Origin of the sequence: Pantoea sp. Cy-639, from assembly GCF_011752525.1 — a bacterium.
Classification (GTDB): Bacteria; Pseudomonadota; Gammaproteobacteria; order Pseudomonadales; family Pseudomonadaceae; genus Aquipseudomonas.
The window spans coordinates 228235-252071 of record NZ_VWXI01000004.1; the positions used below are offsets into that span (position 1 = coordinate 228235).

The 23837-nt window shown below is 64.1% G+C and carries 25 protein-coding genes; 23 read left to right on the forward strand and 2 right to left on the reverse strand.

Annotated elements, in window-relative coordinates:
• Genes kdsB through murB form a run of 3 tightly spaced genes read left to right on the forward strand, consistent with a single transcriptional unit; the run spans position 1 to position 2239 of the window.
• Positions 1–759: a 3-deoxy-manno-octulosonate cytidylyltransferase gene (kdsB, locus tag F3J43_RS07345; RefSeq protein WP_205297707.1), complete on the forward strand. Its 759-nt coding sequence runs from the start codon at positions 1–3 to the stop codon at positions 757–759.
• Complete coding sequence (locus tag F3J43_RS07350; protein WP_166884218.1) at positions 759–1223, forward strand: low molecular weight protein-tyrosine-phosphatase; 465 nt, start codon at positions 759–761, stop codon at positions 1221–1223. The genes kdsB and F3J43_RS07350 overlap by 1 nt, the downstream gene beginning before the upstream one ends.
• The gene (gene murB, locus F3J43_RS07355) at positions 1220–2239 is read left to right on the forward strand and encodes a UDP-N-acetylmuramate dehydrogenase (RefSeq protein ID WP_166884220.1); all 1020 of its coding nucleotides are present in this window, start codon (positions 1220–1222) and stop codon (positions 2237–2239) included. Before F3J43_RS07350 ends, murB begins: the two co-directional genes overlap by 4 nt.
• Positions 2240–2509: 270 nt before the next feature.
• Here murB and rne read toward each other — a convergent pair whose 3' ends face one another.
• The gene (rne, locus tag F3J43_RS07360; protein ID WP_166884222.1) at positions 2510–5761 is read right to left on the reverse strand and encodes a ribonuclease E; all 3252 of its coding nucleotides are present in this window, start codon (positions 5759–5761) and stop codon (positions 2510–2512) included.
• Positions 5762–6555: 794 nt separating this feature from the next.
• On the opposite strand from rne, the gene rluC reads away from it, so the two are divergent.
• From rluC to F3J43_RS07375, 3 genes are read left to right on the forward strand one after another with little or no spacing between them, the layout of a single operon-like run.
• On the forward strand, positions 6556–7512 hold the full coding sequence (gene rluC, locus F3J43_RS07365; protein ID WP_166884224.1) for a 23S rRNA pseudouridine(955/2504/2580) synthase RluC: 957 nt from the start codon (positions 6556–6558) through the stop codon (positions 7510–7512).
• A 4-nt stretch (positions 7513–7516) separates the two neighbouring features.
• Complete coding sequence (locus tag F3J43_RS07370) at positions 7517–8197, forward strand: HAD family hydrolase (protein ID WP_166884226.1); 681 nt, start codon at positions 7517–7519, stop codon at positions 8195–8197.
• A 2-nt stretch (positions 8198–8199) separates the two neighbouring features.
• Positions 8200–9186 carry a S49 family peptidase gene (locus tag F3J43_RS07375; protein WP_166884228.1) on the forward strand — a complete coding sequence of 329 codons (987 nt, stop codon included), beginning with the start codon at positions 8200–8202 and terminating at the stop codon, positions 9184–9186.
• Positions 9187–9255: 69 nt separating this feature from the next.
• On the opposite strand, the gene F3J43_RS07380 is transcribed toward F3J43_RS07375, so the two are convergent.
• Positions 9256–9834: a Maf family protein gene (locus tag F3J43_RS07380; RefSeq protein WP_166884231.1), complete on the reverse strand. Its 579-nt coding sequence runs from the start codon at positions 9832–9834 to the stop codon at positions 9256–9258.
• Between the two features lie 96 nt (positions 9835–9930).
• Between F3J43_RS07380 and F3J43_RS07385 the strand changes: the two genes are divergently transcribed.
• The 17 genes from F3J43_RS07385 (at position 9931) to F3J43_RS07465 (ending at position 23834) form a co-directional block, all read left to right on the forward strand.
• Positions 9931–10458 carry a YceD family protein gene (locus F3J43_RS07385; RefSeq protein ID WP_166884233.1) on the forward strand — a complete coding sequence of 176 codons (528 nt, stop codon included), beginning with the start codon at positions 9931–9933 and terminating at the stop codon, positions 10456–10458.
• 13 nt (positions 10459–10471) lie between these two features.
• Positions 10472–10654: a 50S ribosomal protein L32 gene (gene rpmF, locus F3J43_RS07390; RefSeq protein ID WP_134693112.1), complete on the forward strand. Its 183-nt coding sequence runs from the start codon at positions 10472–10474 to the stop codon at positions 10652–10654.
• 3 nt (positions 10655–10657) lie between these two features.
• On the forward strand, positions 10658–11668 hold the full coding sequence (plsX, locus tag F3J43_RS07395; RefSeq protein WP_166884235.1) for a phosphate acyltransferase PlsX: 1011 nt from the start codon (positions 10658–10660) through the stop codon (positions 11666–11668).
• Between the two features lie 127 nt (positions 11669–11795).
• Entirely contained in the window at positions 11796–12734 is a 939-nt protein-coding gene (fabD, locus tag F3J43_RS07400; RefSeq protein WP_166884238.1) for an ACP S-malonyltransferase, read from the forward strand.
• A 16-nt stretch (positions 12735–12750) separates the two neighbouring features.
• Entirely contained in the window at positions 12751–13491 is a 741-nt protein-coding gene (gene fabG, locus F3J43_RS07405) for a 3-oxoacyl-ACP reductase FabG (RefSeq protein WP_166884241.1), read from the forward strand.
• Between the two features lie 204 nt (positions 13492–13695).
• Positions 13696–13932 carry an acyl carrier protein gene (acpP, locus tag F3J43_RS07410; RefSeq protein ID WP_110972222.1) on the forward strand — a complete coding sequence of 79 codons (237 nt, stop codon included), beginning with the start codon at positions 13696–13698 and terminating at the stop codon, positions 13930–13932.
• A gap of 167 nt (positions 13933–14099) precedes the next feature.
• Positions 14100–15344 carry a beta-ketoacyl-ACP synthase II gene (fabF, locus tag F3J43_RS07415; protein ID WP_166884244.1) on the forward strand — a complete coding sequence of 415 codons (1245 nt, stop codon included), beginning with the start codon at positions 14100–14102 and terminating at the stop codon, positions 15342–15344.
• Positions 15344–16159, forward strand: coding sequence for an aminodeoxychorismate lyase (gene pabC, locus F3J43_RS07420; protein ID WP_166884248.1), 816 nt, complete (start codon positions 15344–15346; stop codon positions 16157–16159). Before fabF ends, pabC begins: the two co-directional genes overlap by 1 nt.
• Positions 16160–16162: 3 nt before the next feature.
• Positions 16163–17299: an endolytic transglycosylase MltG gene (gene mltG, locus F3J43_RS07425; RefSeq protein ID WP_166884250.1), complete on the forward strand. Its 1137-nt coding sequence runs from the start codon at positions 16163–16165 to the stop codon at positions 17297–17299.
• A gap of 9 nt (positions 17300–17308) precedes the next feature.
• Positions 17309–17941 (forward strand): dTMP kinase, encoded by a 633-nt coding sequence (gene tmk, locus F3J43_RS07430; RefSeq protein ID WP_166884252.1) that lies wholly within the window; start codon positions 17309–17311, stop codon positions 17939–17941.
• Entirely contained in the window at positions 17934–18920 is a 987-nt protein-coding gene (locus tag F3J43_RS07435; protein ID WP_166884254.1) for a DNA polymerase III subunit delta', read from the forward strand. The genes tmk and F3J43_RS07435 overlap by 8 nt, the downstream gene beginning before the upstream one ends.
• A 33-nt stretch (positions 18921–18953) precedes the next feature.
• Positions 18954–19736 (forward strand): TatD family hydrolase, encoded by a 783-nt coding sequence (locus F3J43_RS07440; protein WP_166884257.1) that lies wholly within the window; start codon positions 18954–18956, stop codon positions 19734–19736.
• Positions 19737–20344: 608 nt separating this feature from the next.
• The gene (locus F3J43_RS07445) at positions 20345–20980 is read left to right on the forward strand and encodes a TetR/AcrR family transcriptional regulator (protein WP_016485495.1); all 636 of its coding nucleotides are present in this window, start codon (positions 20345–20347) and stop codon (positions 20978–20980) included.
• A 124-nt stretch (positions 20981–21104) separates the two neighbouring features.
• The gene (locus F3J43_RS07450; RefSeq protein ID WP_166884259.1) at positions 21105–22073 is read left to right on the forward strand and encodes a GTP 3',8-cyclase MoaA; all 969 of its coding nucleotides are present in this window, start codon (positions 21105–21107) and stop codon (positions 22071–22073) included.
• A gap of 66 nt (positions 22074–22139) precedes the next feature.
• Complete coding sequence (locus F3J43_RS07455; RefSeq protein ID WP_166884261.1) at positions 22140–22745, forward strand: DUF4823 domain-containing protein; 606 nt, start codon at positions 22140–22142, stop codon at positions 22743–22745.
• Between the two features lie 11 nt (positions 22746–22756).
• Positions 22757–23317: a DUF1285 domain-containing protein gene (locus tag F3J43_RS07460; protein ID WP_166884264.1), complete on the forward strand. Its 561-nt coding sequence runs from the start codon at positions 22757–22759 to the stop codon at positions 23315–23317.
• Positions 23318–23420: 103 nt separating this feature from the next.
• A complete protein-coding gene (locus tag F3J43_RS07465) occupies positions 23421–23834 on the forward strand; it encodes a cupin domain-containing protein (protein WP_166884266.1) in 414 nt (137 codons plus the stop codon).
• Positions 23835–23837: the final 3 nt, after the last annotated feature.

The window sequence follows — 23837 nt, forward strand, 5'->3', positions numbered from 1 at the left end:
CTGGATTTCACCGTGGTGATTCCTGCCCGGCTGCGCTCCACGCGCTTGCCGGGCAAGCCGTTGCTGTCGATCGCCGGCAAGCCGATGATCCAGCACGTCTGGGAGCAGGCGCGCAAGAGCGGTGCTTCCCGCGTGGTCATCGCCACTGACGATGCCAGCATCGTGGAAGCTTGCCAGGGGTTCGGCGCCGAGGTGCTGATGACCCGTGCCGACCATGAGTCGGGCACCGATCGCCTGGCCGAGGTCGCCGCCCAGCTGGGCCTGGCTGCCGATGCCATCGTGGTCAACGTACAGGGCGACGAGCCGCTGATCCCGCCGGTGATCATCGACCAGGTCGCGGCCAACCTCGCCGCGCATCCCGAGGCCGGCATCGCCACTCTGGCCGAGCCGATCCATGAGCCGCAGAGCGTGTTCAACCCTAACGCGGTCAAGGTCACCAGCGACAAGCACGGACTGGCCCTGACCTTCAGCCGCGCACCGCTGCCCTGGGCCCGCGATGCCTTCGCCAAGGACCGCGACCAGTTGCCGGAGGGCGTGCCGTACCGCCGCCATATCGGCATGTACGCCTACCGTGTCGGCTTCCTCCAGGACTTCGTCGGCTGGGGGCCGTGCTGGCTCGAGCAGACCGAGGCACTGGAGCAATTGCGTGCCCTGTGGCACGGCGTGCGCATTCATGTCGCCGATGCCATCGAGGCACCGGCCGTGGGTGTCGATACCCCTGAAGACCTGGAGCGCGTAAGGCGCTTGCTGGAGGCCTGATGCGCGTCCTGTTCGTCTGTCTCGGCAATATCTGCCGTTCGCCCACCGCAGAGGGGGTGCTGCGCCACCAGTTGCAGGCCGCGGGGCTGGGCGAGGTGGTCCATGTAGCGTCGGCCGGTACCGGCGACTGGCACGTGGGCAAGGCCCCCGACAGCCGTACCTGCAAGGCCGCGCTGGCGCGTGGCTACGACTTGTCGCGCCAGCGCGCGCAGCAGGTCAAGGCAGCCCATTTCAATGAGTACGACCTGATCCTGGCGATGGACAAGAGCAACCTGGGCAATCTGCAGGCCTTGCGACCGCACAATGCCACGGGTGAGCTCGACCTGTTCCTGCGCCGCTATGGTGCGGTCCTGGACGAAGTGCCCGACCCTTACTACGGCGGCGCTGAAGGCTTCGAGCAGGTCCTGGACCTGATCGAGGCGGCCTGCAGCGAGCTGGTCGTGGAAATCAAGGGGCGGCTATGACGGCGAATTGGCAGGAGCACGTATCGCTCAAGCCCTACAACACATTCGGCATCGATGTCCGCGCGCGTTACTTCGTCCAGGCCCATGACGATGACGAAGTGCGTCGGGCGCTGTCTCTGGCCAGCGAGCGGCAACTGCCGGTGCTGGTCATCGGTGGCGGTAGCAATCTGCTGTTGACCCGCGATATCGATGCCCTGGTGCTGCACATGGCCAGTCGTGGCCGTCGCCTGCTTGGCGATGACGGGGAGCGAGTGGTGGTCGAGGCGCAAGCCGGCGAGCCCTGGCACGCCTTCGTGCAGTGGAGTCTCGACCAGGGCCTGTGCGGGCTGGAGAACCTCAGCCTGATCCCCGGCACGGTCGGTGCAGCGCCGATGCAGAATGTCGGCGCCTATGGCGTGGAGATCAAGGATGTGTTCGCCGGGTTGACCGCGCTGGATCGTGAAACCGGTGAACTGCGTGACTTCTCCTTGGCCGAATGCGCGTTCGCCTACCGTGACAGCGTGTTCAAGCGCAATCCGGGGCGTTGGCTGATCTTGCGCGTGCGCTTCGCCCTCAGTCGTTCGTTGCAGGCACACCTGGACTATGGGCCGGTGCGTCAGCGCCTGCTGGAGCAGGGGATCGAGCAACCGACGGCCAAGGCGATCAGCGAGGCGATCTGCAGCATTCGCCGAGAGAAGCTGCCGGATCCTGCGGAGCTGGGCAATGCTGGGAGTTTCTTCAAGAATCCGGTGGTGCCGGTGGCGGTGGCCGAGCGTATTCGTGAGCAGTTCCCGGGCGTGGTGGCTTACCCGCAGGCCGACGGCCAGGTGAAGCTGGCGGCGGGCTGGCTGATCGAGCAGGCGGGCTGGAAGGGCTATCGTGAGGGCGATGCCGGCGTGCACCGTTTGCAGTCCTTGGTGCTGGTCAATTATGGCCAGGCGAGCGGGGCGCAGTTGCACGCCTTGGCGCAGCGCATCCAGGCGGACATCCTCGAACGGTTCGGGGTGGCGCTGGAGATGGAGCCGAACCTGTACTGACCCGCTATCACCGACGAAGTCGGTGCCAGGCACTGCTAGGGTCTGTACGAAAAGCCTTGATACTTGTTCATGCTGCGTTGAAAACAGCCTCGGAATGCTCATGTACTCCAGTACAGTCGTGCGCGACTCCGACCGTTCCTCGGCTGTTTTCGCCTTGCCTGACCTGCGTCTCAAGACTTTTCGTACAGACCCTAACGACTTACCTGACAGCAGCAAAGAAAAAGCCCCGCCAGTTCGCACTGGCGGGGCTTTTTCATTCAGCCGTTGCTATCAACCGTGATGAGGCTTGTGCTCTTCGGCGGTTGCCAGGGCTTCAGCCGGGGCTGCCTGGGCGGCGGCCTGTGCAGCTGCTGCGGCGGCTTCGGCTTCACGCTTGCGGCGACGCACTTCACGTGGGTCGTTCGGCGCGCGGCCGTTGGACAGCATGACGGTTGACGGCTCGACCGGCGCTTCGACCGGAGTCGGCTCGGCAACTGCTGGAGCAGGCTCGGCCACAGGGGCTTCGACCACTTCAGGCTGGGCTTCGGCGACCGGAGCGGGTTGCTCGGCGGCCGGTGCTTCGACTGCAGTCACTTCAGCGACCTGTGCCTGCTCGATTTCGCTTGCGTCCACCACTGGGGCCTGTTCGGCCGCCACAGGTTCCACAGGTGCTTCGGCAACGGCAGCAGGCTGCTCGGCGACGGTCTCTTCAACTGCTGGCTGAGGTGCGACCTCGACCACCGGCTCGATGCTCGACTCGACGGCTGCGACGGGCTCGCTGATCGGCTGCTCGACCACTGGGGCGATCTCGATCTGCTCGCTGACGACCTCGACGGTCTCGACCTGGGCTTGCTCGACCACCTCGGTGGCGCGCTCGGCCTGCTGGTTGGCTTCGGCCTCGGCCTCGGCGCTGATGTTGCTGGTGGCAACAGCGGCGGTGACGGCGATACCCGCGGCCAGTTCGGCGCCCAGCGCGGTAGCCTGGTGCTGTTGCAGCGGCTGCTCGTCGCCGGCTTCGTCGTCGCCGCCTTCGATCAGTTCGCCATTGGCGTTGCGCTGGCGTTCACGACGGTTGCTACGACGACGCTGGCCGCGAGAGCGACGGCGCGGACGCTCGCCATCGGTGCCTTCCTGCTCGTCCTGCAGCAGCTCTTCGTTCGGCAGTTGCTCTTCGTTCAGTTCGGCGGCCTGCTCGGCAACCAGCTCGTCAGGGCGGGGCTGGCGCTCTTCGCGTGGCGGGCGCGGCTGACGCTCTTCGCGCGGTGCGCGCTCTTCACGTGGCTGGCGTTCTTCACGCGGGGCGCGTTCTTCGCGTGGTGCGCGCTCCTCGCGCGGAGCACGTTCTTCACGTGGCTGGCGCTCTTCACGCGGGGCACGTTCTTCACGTGGCGCGCGTTCTTCGCGTGGGCTGCGCTCTTCGCGGGCTACACGCTCTTCACGTGGTGCGCGCTCCTCGCGTGGCTGGCGCTCTTCGCGGGCGACGGCTGGCACGGCGTCCAGCGGCTCGCGCAGTTCGCGCACGCGTTCTTCGCGATTGCCGCGACGGTCTTCGCGTGGCTGGCGTGGCTGACGCTCTTCGCGCGGTGCACGTTCTTCACGTGGGGCGCGTTCTTCGCGAGGGGCACGTTCTTCACGTGGTTGGCGCTCTTCACGCGGTGCACGCTCGCTACGCTCTTCGCGCGGCTTGCGCTCTTCGTCGCGGCGGCCGTTGCGGTTGCGGCTCTGCTGACGGCCGTTGCGGCGCTCTTCGTTGCGTGCCGGGCGCTCGGTGGCGGGCTTCTCGGTGCTCACGGCCGGTGCGGCGGCAGGTTCGTCCTTGCCGGCGAACAGGCTGACCAGCGACTTGACCAGGCCCTTGAACAGGCTTGGCTCCGGTGCGCTTGGCGCGGCAGACGCTACCGGTGCGGCGGCCGGCTGTGGCTCCTCGGCGGTCGGGGCCGGGGCGTTGGCGCGGGCTGGCGCGGTCTTCACCGCGGCTTCCTGGCGTACCAGGGTGCGGGTGGCGGTCGGCTGCGGTGCCTCTTCGGTCTCGGAAGCGGCGATCTCGTAGCTGGACTGGTTGTTCAGCACGTCCGGGTTGTCGTCGCGCAGGCGCTGGACTTCGAAGTGCGGGGTTTCCAGGTGATCGTTCGGCAGGATGATGATGCGCGCGCGAGTGCGCAGTTCGATCTTGGTGATCGAGTTGCGTTTCTCGTTGAGCAGGAATGCGGCCACCGGGATCGGCACCTGGGCACGTACTTCGGCGGTACGGTCCTTCAGGGCTTCTTCCTCGATCAGGCGCAGGATGGCCAGCGACAGCGACTCGACGTCACGGATGATACCGGTACCGGAGCAGCGCGGGCAGACGATGCCGCTGCTTTCGCCCAGCGACGGACGCAGGCGCTGGCGGGACATTTCCAGCAGGCCGAAGCGCGAGATGCGGCCTACCTGCACGCGGGCGCGGTCGGCTTCCAGGCATTCACGCACGCGCTCTTCGACGGCGCGCTGGTTCTTGGCCGGGGTCATGTCGATGAAGTCGATGACGATCAGGCCGCCGATGTCGCGCAGGCGCAGCTGGCGGGCGATTTCTTCGGCCGCTTCCAGGTTGGTCTGCAGGGCGGTTTCCTCGATGTCGCTGCCCTTGGTGGCGCGCGCCGAGTTGATGTCGATGGAGACCAGGGCCTCGGTCGGGTCGATGACGATCGAGCCGCCGGACGGCAGGTCGACGACGCGCTGGAAGGCGGTCTCGATCTGGCTTTCGATCTGGAAGCGGTTGAACAGCGGCACGCTGTCTTCGTACAGCTTCACCTTGCTGGCGTACTGCGGCATCACCTGGCGGATGAAGGTCAGGGCTTCTTCCTGGGCGTCGATGCTGTCGATCAGCACTTCGCCGATGTCCTGGCGCAGGTAGTCGCGGATGGCGCGGATGATGACGTTGCTTTCCTGGTAGATCAGGAACGGCGCGACGCGGTCTTGCGAGGCTTCCTTGATGGCGGTCCACAGCTGCAGCAGGTAGTCGAGGTCCCACTGCATTTCTTCGCTGCTGCGGCCAAGGCCGGCGGTGCGCACGATCAGGCCCATGTCGCCCGGAACGGTCAGGCCGTTCAGCGCTTCACGCAGTTCGTTGCGCTCTTCGCCTTCGATGCGGCGGGAGATGCCACCGGCGCGCGGGTTGTTGGGCATCAGCACCAGGTAGCGACCGGCCAGGCTGATGAAGGTGGTCAGGGCGGCGCCTTTGTTGCCGCGCTCTTCCTTCTCGACCTGGACGATGACTTCCTGGCCTTCGCTCAGTACTTCCTTGATGTTGACGCGGCCTTCGGGGGCCTTCTTGAAGTACTCGCGGGAAATTTCCTTGAGGGGCAGGAAGCCGTGACGTTCGGAGCCGAAGTCGACGAACGCGGCTTCGAGGCTTGGCTCGATCCGGGTGATCTTGCCTTTGTAGATGTTGGCCTTCTTCTGCTCGCGCGCCCCGGACTCGATGTCCAGGTCGTAGAGGCGTTGGCCGTCCACCAGGGCTACACGCAACTCTTCGGGTTGAGTTGCGTTAATCAGCATTCTTTTCATGTTGTACCGTCGGTTTCCGGGCTGCCGGAAACGGCGTTCGGCACACACGACTTCTCAGTGGTCGGTGCCAAGGTGCGCAAAGGGTGGCGGGCCACCCCCGTGTCCAGCGACGTTCGGCACCAGCCGGTTGCCCAGCCTGCCGTTGTCGCGACGACGCGTCCTGTTTTGCGGTGCCAAAAGACCTGTCGAGTTTTTCGAAGGTTATCCGAATCGATCGAGCGGGCCTGGTGCACTCAATCAGGAGGAGGAATCAACCGGTCGTCCGTGGACGCCACGAGGGCGTCTGTTCAGGACCTTGTCCGCTCATTGCCCGCTCAGTGGGGCCTTGGCCGGACGCGGTGCCACACGGTCCGAGGGCTGTGCATCTCCACCCTGCACGTATCCCTGAAAATTCGGGTGCTGCCGCGCGCTGAATCCGCAACGGGTTGCATTTTTCGCCAGCCCGGACTCCGGGCTGGCGCCATAACATATCCAAGGCAGGTATTTCCGGAGCATTCGCCCAAATGCGCGGAAACGACGGGCGGGCAGAGGTACGGCGAAAAGAATCGGGTAAGCAGGTGAAACACCGCACTTGTCGTTTTTTTTCGGTCTTCTCTACGCAGCGCTGGTGGCGATTCCAGGCATTCATTAAACTGGCGAGCACCCCGTAGGACGGCCTCGCGTCCTCGGGAATTGCGATGGTCAGGGCCGGCGCAGAGCCTGGTACCGCTGGCCTGCCGCTTTTGGCGGCGTTCGCGACTATAGCAGCAATGATTAAGTGCTTCAATTCCATAAAAAATTGTTATGATCCCGCCATGACGACCAATACCCCTCCGACTTCCGGCGTACAGCTGATCGAAGTCGCGCCGGAACTTGCCGGCCAGCGCATCGACAATTTCCTCATCACGGCCCTCAAGGGCGTGCCCAAGACCCTGGTCTACCGCATCCTGCGCAAGGGTGAGGTGCGGGTCAACAAGGGCCGGATCAAGCCTGAGTACAAGCTCCAGGCCGGCGATATCGTGCGGGTGCCGCCGGTGCGCCTGCCTGAGCGCGACGAGCCGGCGCCGGTGGCCCAGGGGCTGCTGCAGCGCCTGGAAGCGGCCATTGTCTACGAAGACAAGGCGCTGATCGTGATGAACAAACCGGCCGGTATCGCCGTGCATGGCGGTAGCGGCCTGAGCTTCGGGGTGATCGAGGCGCTGCGCCAGTTGCGTCCGGATGCCAAGGAGCTTGAGCTGGTGCATCGCCTGGATCGCGACACCTCCGGCCTGCTGATGATCGCCAAGAAGCGCAGCATGCTGCGCCACCTGCATGCCGCGCTGCGCGGCGATGGCGTCGACAAGCGCTACATGGCGCTGGTGCGCGGCCACTGGCCGACCTCGAAGAAACAGGTCAATGCGCCGCTGCAGAAGAGCAACCTGCGTTCGGGCGAGCGTATGGTCGAAGTGAACGAAGAGGGCAAGGACGCGCTGACGATGTTCCGTGTGCTGCGCCGTTTCGGCGAGTTCGCCACCATCGTCGAGGCGCGACCGATCACCGGGCGCACTCACCAGATTCGTGTGCACACCCTGCACGCCGGGCACATGATCGCCGGCGACAGCAAGTACGGTGACGAAGACTTCAGTCGCGAGATTCGCGAGCTGGGCGGCAAGCGCTTGTTCCTGCATGCCTATCAGCTCACCGTGCCGTTGCCCGATGGTGGCGAGCTCAAGCTCGAGGCGCCGGTGGATGAAATGTGGGCCAAGACCGTGGAGCGCCTGAGCGCGACCTGAGTGCATGAGCAAGAACTACGAACTGCTGATCTTTGACTGGGACGGCACCCTGGCCGACTCCATTGGGCGCATCGTCGAGGCGATGGCTGAGGCGGCCATGCGCGCCGGTGAGGCGCAAAGCGACGATGGGGCGGTCAAGGGCATCATCGGCCTGGCCCTGGACGAGGCGATCGCCACGCTCTACCCGCACCTTGATGCGCGGCAGGTCGGCGTGTTCCGCCAGCACTACGCGGACGTCTACATGGCGCTCGACCAGCAGCCTTCACCGCTGTTCGACGGTGTGGTCGAATCGCTGGAAGCGTTCCGTCATGAGGGCTATCGTCTGGCCGTGGCCACTGGCAAGGCCCGGCGTGGTCTGGATCGGGTGCTCAGGGCCAATGGCTGGGAAGGCTACTTCGACATTACCCGGGCTGCCGACGAGACCCGAGGCAAGCCACATCCGCTGATGCTCGAGGAGATCCTCGCGCATTGCCGGGTCGAACCCGGGCGGGCGCTGATGGTCGGAGATTCGGCGTTCGATTTGCAGATGGCCAGCAACGCCGGCATGCATTCGGTGGCGGTCGGCTATGGTGCCATGTCTCTGCAGGCGCTGGTCGAGTTCGGTCCGCAGGTGTGCATCGAGCATTTCTCTCAGTTGCGCGAATGGCTTGCGGGCGACGCGCACTTCAATTTCCAGGGTAGGTGAGCATGGCAGACGAGTGGAAAGCACCGGAATCCGAGGTGGTCGACGAGGAGCGCAAGAGCTGGAAGCTGCTCGAGAAGACTTTGCTGGCAGGCGTGCAGGAACAGCGTCGAGCGCGGCGCTGGGGGATCTTCTTCAAGCTGCTGACCTTCGTCTACCTGTTCGGCATCCTGGCGTTGTTCACGCCGCTGATGGATGTCGACAAGGCGGCTTCGCGTGGTGCCAGTCATACCGCGCTGGTGGAAGTGCGCGGGGTGATCGCCGACCAGGAGCCGGCCAGTGCCGACAATATCGTCAAGAGTCTGCGCGAGGCGTTCAAGGATCCGAAGACCAGGGCCGTGGTCATGCGCATCAACAGTCCGGGTGGCAGTCCGGTGCAGTCGGGCTATGTCTATGACGAGATTCGCCGTCTGCGCGCCGAGTACCCGGCCATCAAGCTGTATGCGGTGATCTCTGACCTCGGGGCCTCCGGGGCGTACTACATCGCCAGCGCTGCCGACGAGATCTATGCCGACAAGGCCAGCCTGGTAGGTTCCATCGGTGTCACGGCTGCCGGCTATGGTTTCGTCGGCGCCATGGACAAGCTTGGCGTGGAGCGACGTACCTATACGGCGGGCGAACACAAGGCGTTCCTCGATCCGTTCTCGCCGCAGAAGCCTGAGGAGACCGCATTCTGGCAAGGGGTGCTGGATACCACGCACCGCCAGTTCATTGCCATGGTCAAGCAGGGGCGGGGAGAGCGGCTCAAGGATAAGGAGCATCCCGAGCTGTTCAGTGGCCTGATCTGGTCTGGCGAGCAAGCCAAGGCGCTGGGCTTGGTGGATGGCCTGGGCAGTGTCGATTACGTGGCTCGCGATATCGTCGGCGAAAAAGAGCTGGTGGACTTCACCGTGCAGGATTCGCCGTTCGACCGCTTCTCCAAGCGGCTGGGTGCCAGTGTTGCCGAGCGTCTCGCCATGTACATGGGCTTCCAGGGGCCTGCGTTGCGCTGATCGTGACAGTCATCGCGGGGCAAGCTCGCTCCCACGGTTCGTGGGGGAGGGCTTGCCCCGCGATGCGTTTCAGGGGGCCTGTACGCCTTCTTTGTGCAGCATGTCCACCAGTCGAATCAGTGGCAGTCCGATCAGGCTCGTGGCATCGCAGCCGTGGGTGCTCTGGAACAGGCTGACGCCCAGTCCTTCGGCCTTGAAGCTGCCGGCGCAATCCAGGGGCTGTTCTGCCTGCACATAGCGCTCCACGCGTTCGCGATCCAGTTCCCGCATCGTCACGGTAAATGGCACGCAATCGACCTGGCATTGACCGGTGGCGCTGTTCAGGAGTGCGAGTCCGGTCAGGAAGGTTACCTGCTGGCCGCTGCACTCCAGCAGTTGCTCGCAGGCGCGCTCGAACGTGTGTGGCTTGCCGAGGATCTGCTCGCCCAATACCGCGACCTGGTCGGAGCCGATGATCAGATGGTTGGGGTGGCTGCCGGACAGGGCCTGGGCCTTCTGTCGGGCCAGGCGTCGGACCAGTTCGACGGCTGGTTCGTTTTCCAGGCGCCGTTCGTCTAGGTCGGGGCTTGCCCAGGTGAAGGGCAGACGCAGGCGGGCGAGCAGTTCGCGCCGGTAGGGAGAGCTGGAAGCCAGTAACAGGGGAAGCATGGTAGACTCCTGGGCAATTGACCCAAATTCTAACATGCGAGATGCCACCTAATTTCCTTTGACAGGGAGGGGGTGCATCCCTAGAATGCTGCGCCTATGTTGAATGACCCGATTCCACCTCACGTTGACCCGCGCAAATTGGCTGATCGTGGCGTAACCCTCGAAGGTTCGCTGCAGCTCGCTGATTTGGAAAGACTCTGCGACCCGCTTTCCGACAATGTCGGTACGGTGCAGGCGAAGTTCGATTTTGAACGAGATGAACAGCACGTCGTGGTTATCCACAGTGAGCTGGACGTCGAGGTCAAGATGGTTTGCCAGCGTTGTCTTGAGCTGGTCACCCTGCCGATCCACAGCGAATGTACATACGCCGTGGTGAAGGAGGGTGCGAACACCCAGTCGTTGCCGAAAGGCTATGACGTGCTGGAACTGGGCGAAGATCCTTTGGATCTGCAGGCGCTGGTCGAGGAGGAGCTGTTGCTCGCCTTGCCGATCGTGCCTGCTCATCATCCGGAAGAATGCCAGCAGCCGGCGGGCGCCGATGAGCCCGAACCGAGCAAGGACGAGGTATCGCGGTCCAACCCGTTCAGTGTATTGGCGCAGTTAAAGCGTGACCCAAACGTTTAGGAGTTAATCAATTATGGCTGTTCAGCAGAACAAAAAATCCCGCTCTGCCCGTGACATGCGCCGTTCGCACGACGCCCTGTCGGCCGAGGCCCTGTCGGTAGAGAAAACCACCGGTGAAGTACACCTGCGTCACCACGTATCGCCAGAAGGCGTATACCGTGGTCGCAAAGTGATCGACAAGGGCGCCGACGAGTAATCCTTGTCCGCTCAGATCATCGCGATCGACGCAATGGGCGGGGACTTCGGTCCCCGCAGCATTGTCCAGGCTAGCATTGCCTGCCTTTCGGCTACTCCCTCGCTGCACCTGACCCTCGTCGGTCAACCCTCCCTCCTCGAAGATCTTGTCAGTGGCCTGTCGGCTGCGGATCGCGCGCGCCTGCAGATTGTTGCGGCCAGTGAGGTGATCGGCATGGACGAGCGGCCCTCGCAGGTGTTGCGCGGCAAGCCCGACTCGTCGATGCGCATCGCCCTCGAACTGGTCCGTGATGGCAAGGCCCAGGCCTGCGTGAGCGCGGGCAATACTGGCGCGCTCATGGCGCTGTCGCGTTTCGTGCTCAAGACCCTGCCTGGCATCGACCGGCCGGCGATGGTCGCGGCGATCCCGACCCAGGCAGGCTACTGCCAGTTGCTCGATCTGGGGGCCAATGTCGATTGTAGTGCCGAGAACCTCTTCCAGTTCGCCGTGATGGGTTCGGTGGCCGCGCAGGCCCTGGGCGTCCATCGACCACGGGTGGCGCTGCTCAACATCGGTACCGAGGACATCAAGGGCAACCAGCAGGTCAAGCTGGCCGCCAGTCTTCTGCAGAATGCCCGCGGGCTGAACTACATCGGCTTCGTCGAAGGTGACGGGCTGTACCGTGGCGAGGCGGACGTGGTGGTCTGCGATGGCTTCGTCGGCAATATCCTGCTCAAATCCAGCGAGGGGCTGGCGACCATGATCGGTGCGCGCATCGAGGCGTTGTTCCGGGGTGGCCTGCTCGCGCGTACCGCCGGGGCCTTGGCCATGCCGCTGCTCAAGCGCCTGCAGGCCGACCTGGCGCCGGCGCGACATAATGGCGCAAGCTTCCTGGGGTTGCAGGGCATCGTCATCAAGAGCCATGGTTCGGCGGGTGTACAGGGTTTCCAGAGTGCGATCCAGCGGGCGCTGATCGAGATCCAGGAGAACCTGCCGCAGCGCCTGCATGGCCGCCTCGAGGACTTATTGCTTTAGGCAGAATCGGCTTGAGATGGTTAAATGTGACCGCTTGGTCTTCGTTCACATCCAAGTCTTCAGTTTCCGCGTTCAGCCTCGGGCTCGACGCACACTTTCCGACGACAAGATCATAAGGGCTTGTTCAATGTCTGCATCCCTCGCATTCGTCTTTCCCGGTCAAGGTTCCCAGTCGCTGGGCATGCTCGCCGAGCTCGGCGCTGAAAAGCCGGTAATCGTCGAGACCTTCAAGGAAGCCTCCGAGGCTCTGGGCTACGACCTGTGGAAGCTGGTCCAGGAAGGTCCGGAAGATCAACTCAACCAGACCGACAAGACTCAACCGGCCATTCTTACCGCCTCCATCGCCTTGTGGCGCCTGTGGCTGGAAGAGGGTGGCGCGAAACCGGCCTTCGTCGCCGGCCATAGCCTGGGCGAGTACAGCGCGCTGGTCGCCGCTGGCAGCCTGTCGCTCAAGGACGCCGTGCGTCTGGTAGAGCGTCGTGGTCAGCTGATGCAGGAGGCCGTGCCGGCCGGTCACGGCGCCATGGCCGCGATCCTCGGCCTGGACGACGCTGTCGTGGTCGAGCTCTGTGCCAAGGCAGCCGAAGACGAAGTGGTCAGTGCGGTGAACTTCAACTCGCCAGGCCAGGTCGTGATCGCCGGTAACAAGGCCGCGGTGGATCGTGCCATCGAACTGTGCAAAGAGGCCGGCGCCAAGCGCGCCCTGCCGCTGGCGGTCAGCGTGCCGTCGCACTGTGCGCTGATGAAGCCGGCCGCCGAGCGCTTCGCCGAAGCTGTCAACGCCATCGAATGGAAAGCGCCGCAGATCCCGGTGGTGCAGAACGTCACCGCCGCCATCGCCGCCGACCTCGATGCCCTCAAGCAGGACCTGCTGGCACAGCTGTACCAGCCGGTACGCTGGGTCGAATGCGTGCAGGCCCTGGCGGCGCGCGGCGCGGTCAACCTGGTCGAGTGCGGCCCGGGCAAGGTCCTGGCGGGCCTGAACAAGCGTTGCGCCGATGGCGTCACCACCTACAACCTCAACACCCCAGACGCCGTCGCTGCCACCCGCGCGGCGCTGGCCTGAATTCGGAGAAGCTTGCATGAGCCTGCAAGGTAAAGTCGCACTGGTCACCGGCGCCAGCCGTGGTATCGGCCAGGCCATCGCCCTCGAGCTGGGCCGTCAGGGCGCCATCGTCATCGGTACCGCCACCTCGGCCCCGGGCGCCGAGCGTATCGCCGCCACCCTGAAAGAGCACGGCATCAATGGCACCGGCATGGAACTGAACGTGACCAGCGCCGAGTCCGTCGAGCAGGTGCTGGGCGCCATCGCCGAGCAGTTTGGCGCGCCGGCCATCCTGGTCAACAACGCCGGCATCACCCGCGACAACCTGATGCTGCGGATGAAAGACGACGAGTGGTTCGATGTGATCGATACCAACCTCAACAGCCTGTACCGTCTGTCCAAGGGTGTGCTGCGTGGCATGACCAAGGCACGCTGGGGTCGTATCATCAGCATCGGTTCGGTGGTGGGTGCCATGGGCAACGCCGGCCAGGCCAACTATGCTGCCGCCAAGGCTGGCCTCGAAGGCTTCAGCCGCGCCCTGGCGCGTGAAGTCGGCTCGCGTGGCATCACCGTCAACTCGGTGACCCCAGGCTTCATCGATACCGACATGACCCGCGAGCTGCCTGAAGCGCAGCGCGAGGCCTTGCAGAAGGAAATTCCGCTGGGCCGTCTGGGCCAGGCCGACGAAATCGCGAAGGTGGTTTCCTTCCTGGCTTCCGACGGCGCAGCCTATGTCACTGGCGCAACCGTGCCGGTGAACGGCGGAATGTACATGTAAAAACCGCAATGCAATGTGACGGATCGCTTCAAAAAAGAGTCATACTCGGAGCCTAAAATCCGTTATAAAGCTGCAACCAGATTCCGGACGGCGGGCCGGGTGGCCTTGGGAAAGGCGCGTTACGCTTGAAAAGCAGGCGTCTTTCTATAAACTTGTCCACCGGCCAGCTGCCTGACATATGTCCATTAGGAGTGAAAACTAGGTATGAGCACCATCGAAGAACGCGTCAAGAAAATCGTCGCCGAGCAACTGGGCGTCAAGGAAGAGGAAGTCAAGAACGAATCTTCCTTCGTTGAAGACCTGGGTGCCGACTCGCTTGACACCGTTGAGCTGGTGATGGCTCTGGAAGAGGAATTCGAGACCGAAATCCCTGACGAAGAAGCCGAGAAGATCACTACCGTTCAAGCTGCCATCGACTACGTCAACGCCCACCAGGCCTAAGACGTTTCAGTCGACGCTACTTGTCGGGAAAAACCGCACTGCCTTTACCGGCGTGCGGTTTTTTCTTTGCGAGCTCTGCAATTGAGCACCGGAGTCTGTTGCCAGGCCATTGGCTTGGGCCAGTGATCTGGCAAGAGACTCTGTAATTTGGAAATGAGGAGAGTACTGTGTCGCGTAGACGCGTCGTGGTCACTGGTATGGGTATGCTGTCGCCACTGGGTACCGATGTACCGAGCACCTGGCAGGGCATTCTGGCTGGCCGCAGTGGCATCGGTCCGATCGAACATACGGATCTGTCTGCCTACTCCACCCGTTTTGGCGGCTCGGTGAAAGGCTTCGAAGTCGAGCAGTACCTGTCGGCCAAAGAGGCCCGCAAGCTCGACCTGTTCATCCAGTACGGCCTGGCGGCCGGTTTCCAGGCGGTGCGCAACGCCGGCCTGGAAGTCACCGATGCCAACCGCGAGCGCATCGGCGTGGCCATGGGCTCGGGCATCGGCGGCCTGACCAACATCGAAGAGACCAGCCGCACCCTGCATGAGCAGGGGCCGCGCCGCATTTCTCCGTTCTTCGTGCCGGGTTCGATCATCAACATGATTTCCGGCTTCCTGTCGATCCACCTGGGTCTGCAGGGACCGAACTATGCGATCGCCACCGCCTGCACCACCGGCACCCACTGCATCGGCATGGCCGCGCGCAACATCGCGTACGGCGAAGCCGACGTAATGATCGCCGGTGGTGCCGAAATGGCCGCCTGCGGTCTGGGCATGGGCGGCTTCGGCGCCTCCCGGGCATTGTCGACCCGCAACGACGAGCCGGCCCGTGCCAGCCGTCCGTGGGACAAGGGCCGCGACGGCTTCGTGCTGTCCGATGGTGCCGGTGCGCTGGTGCTCGAGGAGCTCGAGCATGCCAAGGCACGCGGTGCGACCATTTATGCCGAGCTGGTCGGTTTCGGCATGAGCGGCGATGCCTACCACATGACCTCGCCACCCGACTCCGGTGAAGGCGCGGCCCGTTGCATGGCCAATGCCCTGCGCGACGCTGGCATCCAGCCGCAGGAAGTCAGCTACATCAACGCCCATGGCACTTCCACGCCTGCTGGCGATATCGCTGAAGTCGCGGCGATCAAGCGCGTGTTCGGCGAGCACGCCTACAAGCTGGCGGTCAGCTCGACCAAGTCGATGACTGGCCACCTGCTGGGCGCCGCCGGCGCGGTCGAGGCGATCTTCAGCGTGCTGGCCATCAACAGCCAGATGGCGCCACCGACCATCAACCTGGACGAGCCCGATGAAGGCTGCGATCTGGACTTCGTGCCGCACCAGGCACGCAGCATGCCGATCGACGTGGTCTTGTCCAACTCGTTCGGTTTCGGTGGCACCAACGGTTCGCTGGTATTCCGTCGGTTCGTCGACTGATGCACAGCTGGATCGATGGCCAGCCAGCGACTGCGGTCAACCTGCAGAATCGCGGCCTGGCCTACGGCGATGGTCTGTTCGAGACCATCGCCGTGCGTGGCGGCAGGCCTAGCCTGCTGACGCAGCATCTCGAACGCCTGGCGCTGGGTTGTCGGCGCCTGGCGATCGAAGTCGACATGCAGGTGGTTCGCGACGAGCTGTTGAGCTACGCCAGCCTGCTGGGCGAAGGGGTGGCCAAGCTGATCCTTACCCGCGGCGACAGCCAGCGTGGTTACGCACCGGCCGCCGGCGCGCCAGCCCGGCGCCTTCTGCAAGGCGGTCCACTGCCTGCCTATCCTGCGCAGCATGCCGAACAAGGTGTGCGCCTGTTTCCTTGTGAAACCCGTCTTGCGGAACAACCGCGGCTGGCGGGTCTCAAACACCTCAATCGCCTGGAGCAGGTCCTGGCGCGCGCCGAATGGCAGGACAGCGCCTATGCCGAAGGCTTGATGCGTGACATCCAGGGCCGTTTGGTCGAAGGGGTCTACAGCAACCTGTTCCTGGTTCGCGATGGCGCGCTGCTGACTGCCGACCTCAAGCGTTGCGGCGTGGCCGGGGTGATGCGTGGTGCGTTGCTCGAGCAGGCCGGCCGGCTGGGTATCGCGGTCGAAGTGCGTGACCTGGCGCTGGCAGATCTGGAGCAGGCTGACGAAGTGTTTGTCTGCAACAGTGTCTATGGCATCTGGCCAGTGCGCGAATTCACCGTACTGAACTGGTCGGCGGGACCGCTCACCCGTAAACTGCAGGCCGTTGCCCGTACGCTACTGGAAACCTGATTCGTGAGACGCAAATTCCTGCTGTTGCTGGAACTGAGCCTGATCCTCGCTGGCCTGGCACTGGGCTGGGCTGCCTGGAAGGTCGGCTCGGTGCTCGAGCAGCCGCTGCAAATGGAGCAGGAGCGCCTGCTCGAGGTGCCTGCGGGCACCACCCCCAACCGTATGTTCTATCGCATGCAGGGCGAAGGCCTGCTCGACGATCCGGTATGGCTGCGCCTCTACTGGCGCTTCAACATGGCCGGCACCGCGCTGCATACCGGCGAGTATCGCCTGACCCCCGGCATGACCGTGGGGCAGCTGTTCGACGCCTGGAAGCGTGGCGACGTGGTGCAGTACAACCTCACGCTGGTGGAGGGCTGGACCTTCCGTCAGGTACGCGCCGCAGTGGCGAAGCACGAGAAGATCAAGCACACCCTCGATGGTCTCTCCGACAGCGAGGTGATGGACAAGCTCGGCCATACCGGGGTGTTCCCCGAGGGCCGCTTCTTCCCCGATACCTACCGCTTCGTGCGCGGCATGAGCGATATCGAGCTGTTGCAGCAGGCATACATGCGTCTGGAGGAAGTGCTGGCCAAGGAGTGGGCCGAGCGCAGCACCGACCTGCCGTACCGCGATCCCTACCAGGCGCTGATCATGGCCTCGCTGGTGGAGAAGGAAACCGGCATTCCCCAGGAACGCGGGCAGATCGCCGGGGTGTTCGTGCGCCGCATGCGCCTGGGCATGATGCTGCAGACCGACCCTACCGTGATCTATGGCATGGGCGAGCGCTACAACGGCAAGATCACCCGTGCCGACCTGCGCGAGCCGACCCCCTACAACACCTACACCATGACCGGCCTGCCGCCGACGCCGATTGCCATGGTCGGTCGCGAGGCGATCCATGCCGCGCTCAATCCCAGCGATGGCAGCAGCTTGTATTTCGTGGCCCGCGGCGATGGCAGCCATGTGTTCTCAGACGACCTGGACAACCACAACAGCGCCGTGCGCGAGTTCCAGCTCAAGCGCCGTGCCGACTACCGTTCCAGCCCGGCGCCACAGGCCCAGCCGGCCGAGACCAGCGAGCCGCCCGGCGTGGGGCCGGCGCCTGCGGACACCGATGAATCCGTGCCGGCCGATGTGCCGGTACCCGACAAACAGTAAGGAACGCCCGTGAGCGGTTTGTTTATCACCCTGGAAGGCCCCGAAGGCGCGGGCAAGAGCACCAATCGCGAGTACCTGGCGGCGCGCCTGCGCGAGCAGGGCGTCGACGTGGTGATGACCCGTGAGCCGGGCGGCACGCCGCTGGCCGAGCGGATCCGCGAGCTGCTGCTGGCGCCCAGTGATGAGCTCATGGCGGCCGACACCGAGCTGTTGCTGATGTTCGCGGCCCGTGCCCAGCACCTGGCCGAGGTCATTCGTCCGGCCCTGGCGCGCGGCGCGGTGGTGCTGTGCGACCGCTTCACCGATGCCACCTATGCCTACCAGGGTGGTGGTCGCGGGCTGTCGGTGGAGCGCATCGCGATTCTCGAGTCATTCGTCCAGGGCGAACTGCGCCCCGACCTGACCCTGGTCTTCGACCTGCCGGTGGAAGTCGGCCTGGCCCGTGCGGCCGCCCGTGGGCGCCTGGATCGCTTCGAACAGGAAGGCCAGGCCTTCTTCGAGGCGGTACGCCAAGCCTACCTGCAGCGTGCCGCACGGCAACCGCAGCGCTACAGCCTGCTGGACGCCGCGCAACCGCTGGCGGCGGTGCAACTGGCCATCGATGCGTTGGTGCCTGGCATCCTGGAGCGTTGCCGTGGCTGAGGCCTATCCCTGGCAGCAGGGGCTGTGGCAGCAGTTGGCCGGTCGCGGCCAGCATGCCCACGCCTACCTGTTGCATGGGCCGCAGGGCATCGGCAAGCGCGCCCTGGCCGAACGGCTGATGGCGCGCCTGCTCTGCCAGCAGCCTCAGGGCCTGGATGCCTGTGGCCAGTGCAAGGCGTGTCTGCTGCTCAAGGCAGGCAGCCATCCGGACAACTATGTGCTGGAGCCGGAAGAGGCCGACAAGCCGATCAAGGTCGACCAGGTCCGCGACCTGGTGTCGTTCGTGGTGCAGACCGCGCAGTTGGGTGGGCGCAAGGTGGTGTTGATCGAGCCGGTGGAGGCAATGAACATCAACGCCGCCAACGCCTTGCTCAAGAGCCTCGAAGAGCCTTCCGGCGATACCGTGCTGTTGCTGGTCAGTCACCAGCCCAGCCGCCTGTTGCCGACCATCAAGAGCCGCTGTCAGCAGGTCGCCTGCCCACAGCCGAGCCAGGCCCAGAGCCGGGCCTGGCTGGCCGACGCGCTGCCTGAGGCCGCTGAGGACGAGCGCGAGGAGTTGCTGAGCCTGGCGGCCGGCTCGCCGCTGATGGCCGTGAGCCTGCAGGAGCAAGGGGTTCGTGAGCAGCGGGCGCTGGTCACGGACGGGGTGAAGAAACTGCTCAAGCAGCAACAATCGCCAAGTCAGCTGGCAGAGGCCTGGAAAGACGTGCCGTTGCTGCTGCTGTTCGACTGGTTCTGCGACTGGTCGCACCTGGTCCTGCGTTATCAGTTGACCCAGGACGAGGACGGGCTAGGCTTGGCCGACATGCGCAAGGTGCTGCAGTACCTGGCGCAGAAGAGCCGCCAGGCCAAGGTGCTGGAGGTCCAGGCGTGGATTCTCGAGCAGCGCCAGAAAGTTCTCGGCAAAGCCAACCTCAACCGTGTCCTGTTGCTCGAAGCCATGCTCACCCATTGGGTGCAGCTACCGGGCATGCGCTGATTCCCACCGTCATTTCATGTGTGTCGTGTTCCCATGCTCGTAGATTCCCATTGCCACCTCGATCGTCTTGACCTCAGCGCCCATCAGGGCTCCCTCGATGCCGCCCTGCAGGCGGCTCGCGAGCGCGGGGTCGGGCACTTCCTGTGCATCGGCATCAGTGCCGAGAACGCCGGTGCAGTAAAGGCGCTGAGCGAGCGTTATGCCGATGTCGATTGTTCCGTGGGCGTGCACCCGCTCGACCTGGCGCCGGGCGAGACGCCAGCGCTGGAGTGGTTGTTGCGTGAACTGGCCCACCCGCATGTGGTGGCCATCGGCGAAACAGGCCTGGATTACCACTACGAGCCGGAGGCCGCCGAATTGCAGCAGGCGTCGTTCCGTCTGCACCTCGAGGCATCCCGGCAGACCGGCAAGCCGGTGATCGTGCATACCCGTGCAGCGCGCGAGGACACCCTGGCGCTGCTGCGCGAGGCCAGTCTGCCGCAGGCCGGGGTGTTGCACTGCTTCACCGAGGACTGGGACATGGCCCGCGCGGCGCTGGACCTGGGCTACTACATCTCGCTGTCCGGGATCGTCACGTTCCGTAATGCCGATGCCTTGCGCGAGGTGGCCCGCCAAGTACCCGCCGACCGCCTGCTGGTGGAGACCGACTCGCCGTACCTGGCGCCGATTCCTTACCGTGGCAAGCCGAACCTGCCGCAGTACGTGCGTGAAGTGGCCGAGTACGTGGCCTCGTTGCGTGGGGTGAGTTACGGACAGCTGGCCGAACAGACCACTGCCAACTTCAAGCGCCTGTTCCCTCTGGCGCGGGTGACCTGAGCCACTTGTACCGATGTGTCGCGGTTGACCGGGTGCACTGCGCCTGGCCTGCATGACCCGTTGTCCCCCGAACCGGGCAAAAAAAACCCGGGTTCTGGGGGGGGAATCCGGGTTAAGACCATTAGGAGTAAAACAAAGGTACACGGTCCGTGGGTACCTTTATTGGCGCGCCACTTGGGGGGTATGCGCCGCGCCAACACTTCAAGTATTGGCCAGGATCGGCACCCCGCCAGCCTGTGTTGGTCGTTTTTTAAACAGATTTGGAATACCCCCGAGATCCATAGGGCATTCAGCGCATGGCAGGTTGTCGCATCTTGTACAGCGCTGTATCGATCAGGTGCTGAACCGCGCTGGAACAAGGTAAAATCGCACCCCAGCAGCGCGCAGGATACAGGCGATGCCTTGGCTGTCCTGTGCTCGATGGATACGATCGCTGCGTGCTGGCCTGAGGTGGCGGGGCCGCGGGGCGATGCCCGCGTGGCCCAGGCAGTACAGCCTCACGGTGCCTGGTCGAACTCATCATGAAATAGAGACATGGTGGAAGATCCGTGCAATTTGCCGTCACTTAGGCATAATAATCCGCTTCGATCGTCATCCCAGTCCTTCCTATGCAGAAAGAACCTCGTAAGGTCCGTGAGTTTCGTCGTCGTGAGCAAGAGATCCTCGACACCGCGCTCAAGCTGTTTCTCGAACAGGGTGAAGACAGTGTCACCGTCGAGATGATCGCCGACGCCGTGGGCATCGGCAAAGGCACGATCTACAAGCACTTCAAGTCCAAGGCGGAGATCTACCTGCGCCTGATGCTCGATTACGAGCGCGACCTGAACGAGCTGTTGCATTCGGCTGACGTCGACCGCGACAAGGAGGCCTTGTCCCGCGCCTACTTCGAGTTCCGCATGCGCGATCCGCAGCGTTATCGCTTGTTCGATCGCCTGGAAGAGAAGGTGGTCAAGGGCAACCAGGTGCCGGAAATGGTCGAGCAGTTGCACAGCATCCGTGCTTCCAACTTCGATCGCCTCACGCAACTGATCAAGGGCCGGATCAGCGAAGGCAAGCTCGAGGACGTGCCGCCGTACTTCCACTATTGCGCCGCCTGGGCGTTGGTGCATGGCGCGGTGGCGCTCTATCACTCGCCGTTCTGGAGCAATGTGCTGGAGGATCAGGAGGGCTTCTTCCAGTTCCTCATGGATATCGGCGTGCGCATGGGCAACAAGCGCAAGCGCGACCCGGAGCCTACCAACTGAGGTAGGCCCGGCACCCGCAGAGCAATTCACTTGCCCAAATGCGTCATCTCTACCGGCAGGGCTTGCAAAAACCTGATTTATGAGTCAGGTTTCGCCGGCCCGATTCTTCCACGCCGGAGTCACCATGATCGTCGACCGTCAAGGCAGGCGCTTTCGCAACCTGCGCGTCAGCCTGACTGCCGCCTGCAATTATGCCTGCACGTACTGTGTGCCCGACGGCAAGCGCCTGGTGGCGGCTCACGACGAGCTCTCGGCTGATGCGCTGGCACAGGGGGTGGCGTATCTGGTGGAGGCGGCCGGTATCGAACGGTTGCGTATCACTGGTGGCGAGCCGCTGGTCAGTCCGCGGCTGCCGGCCTTTCTGGAGGCTGTGGCTCGCCTGGGGCTGGAAGAGATCAGCCTGACCACCAACGGCCAACTGCTTGCGCGCAAGCTGACGCTGCTACGCGATGCCGGTATTCGCCGCCTCAATGTCTCCCTCGATACCCTCGACCCCCAGGCGTTTCGCCGCATTGCCCGGGGCGGCGACCTGGCCTGCGTGCTGCAGGGCATGGCGCAGGCCAGTGCTGCCGGCATGGCGATCAAGGTCAACATGGTGCCGATGCGCGGGCAGAACCTCGACCAGGTGCTGCCGCTGCTGGACTACTGCCTCGAGCATGGCTACGAGTTGCGCTTCATCGAACTGATGCGCATGGGCCACCTCGCCCGTGACGGCAAGGCTTTCCTGGAGCAGTTCGTCGGCCTCGACACCTTGCTGGCGTTGATTGGCGAGCGTCATGCTTTCGAGCAGGCGCCGCGCCCGCTGGATGCCACGGCCTTGCGCTACCACATTCCCGGCAAGGGGCATTTCGGGGTGATCGCCAACGAAAGCGTGCCGTTCTGCCGGGCTTGCTCACGCTTGCGCCTGTCCTCCACCGGGTGGCTGCACGGCTGTCTTTCTTCGGGGAGCCGCCACTTTGTCGGCGATCTGCTGGACAAGCCTCGTCACCAGGCGCTGCCAGCGCTGCAGCGCCTGTTGGTCAAGGCCCTGGCGGACAAGCAGGATGTGGCGTTTTCCGGTGATGTGATGGTGATGAAGGTGATCGGCGGCTGATTCTGGCGCAAAAGCTGCATCTGGCGGCTGTTCGCCGGTTTTTCGTCACCGGCCTCTGGAGGAAAGATGCGTAGCCTGGTCTTGCTGCTGGCGCTTATGGCGCTGGGCGGCTGCATGAATGTCAGCGATATGGGCGAAGGCGTCCGTTACCACATGAGTGACGCGGGCTTGCTCGATCACAGTGACACCACCCGGACGCTGTCGATCCGCTTGCAGCCCGACTCGTTCATCTTCATCGGCCAGGGTGCCTTCGTGCCGCCAGGCAAGGGGCCGGTGCCGCGACAGAACGCAGTGGCCGAGGAGGCCTTCAAGAGCTTTGTCGAGTATTTCCCGATGGTTCGCCGGGCCAAGGCGCCGCTGGGGCTGGAGGAGGCGATCGCCGAAGCCCGCTCGGTCGGTGCCGACTACGTGTTGTACACCCGCTTCGCCCGTACCGACGACCGTATCGGCAATGGCGACGAATGGTATGACGAACAGGCGGTCGACCGCCTGGGCTGGGACAGCGGCGTGGTGCAGATGATGCTTATCGAGACCAGTACCCGCTACCTGATCGACACCGCGCGGATCAAAAGCCGCGGCGGTTTGTTGACGTTCCACGACAACACTCCCCAGGATTTGCTTGCCGCCCCGATGCGCGAGTACGCTCGTAGCCTTCTGGGCATGAGTCGCTGAGCGAGGGTGAGATGACCGATTCGGGCAAGGCCAACGATCTGCTGGCGCAGATTCCCGCACACAAGGGGCCGGCGCCGGTGCATCTGTGGAACCCGGATTTCTGCGGTGACATCGACATGCGCATCGCCCGCGACGGCACCTGGTACTACCTGGGCACGCCGATCGGGCGCAAGCCGATGGTGCGTCTGTTCTCCACCATCATTCGTCGTGATGGTGACGACTACTTCCTGGTCACGCCGGTGGAGAAGGTTGGCATCCGTGTCGACGACGCGCCGTTCGTCGCGGTGTTGCTGGAGGTGCTGGGGCAGGGTGAGCAGCAAGTGCTGCGCTTCACCAGCAATGTCGAGGACCAGGTCGAAGCCGGGCCGGGCAATCCGCTGCGGGTCGAGATCGATCCTGTCACCCAGGAGCCGTCGCCCTATGTGCGGATGCGCGGCAACCTCGAGGCGCTGATCCATCGGAATGTGTTCTACCAACTGGTCGAGCTGGCGGTACCGCGGGTCATCGACGGGGTCGAGTGGCTCGGGGTATGGAGCCGGGGCGAGTTCTACCCGATCGGGCCAGACGCCTGAGCTGCGGCCTGTAGGCGGCCTCCCGGTTTTTCGCCGAATTGGCCGTTTTTCCCTGACGCGCCTGGGCCTAACCTGAAGGCAGATGCCAATCAGGAGAAACCCGATGCAATTCATGCGCCTACCTGCCACGCTGCTGACCATCAGCATGCTGACCCCGTTTTCGCTGGCCTGGGCCCACGGCGATACACCCGACCAGGTCAAGATCCTGCAGGAACAACTGCCCACCAACGCCCCTGGCAAGAAAGCGGTGATGCTCACGGTCAGCTATGGTCCGGGTCAGGCATCACCGGCCCATCAACACCCCGGCGCGGTGATGGCCTATGTACTGGACGGTGCGGTCACCTCGAAGCTCAACGACGAGGCCGAGAAGACCTACACGACTGGCCAGTTCTGGTACGAGGCGCCGGGTACCGTGCACAGCATCTCGCGCAATGCCAGCAAGACCCAGCCGGCCAGGCTGCTGGTCTGGAGTCTGGTGGACGAGGGGCTGCCTGTTACCGAGCCCCTGTCCCATTGAGCC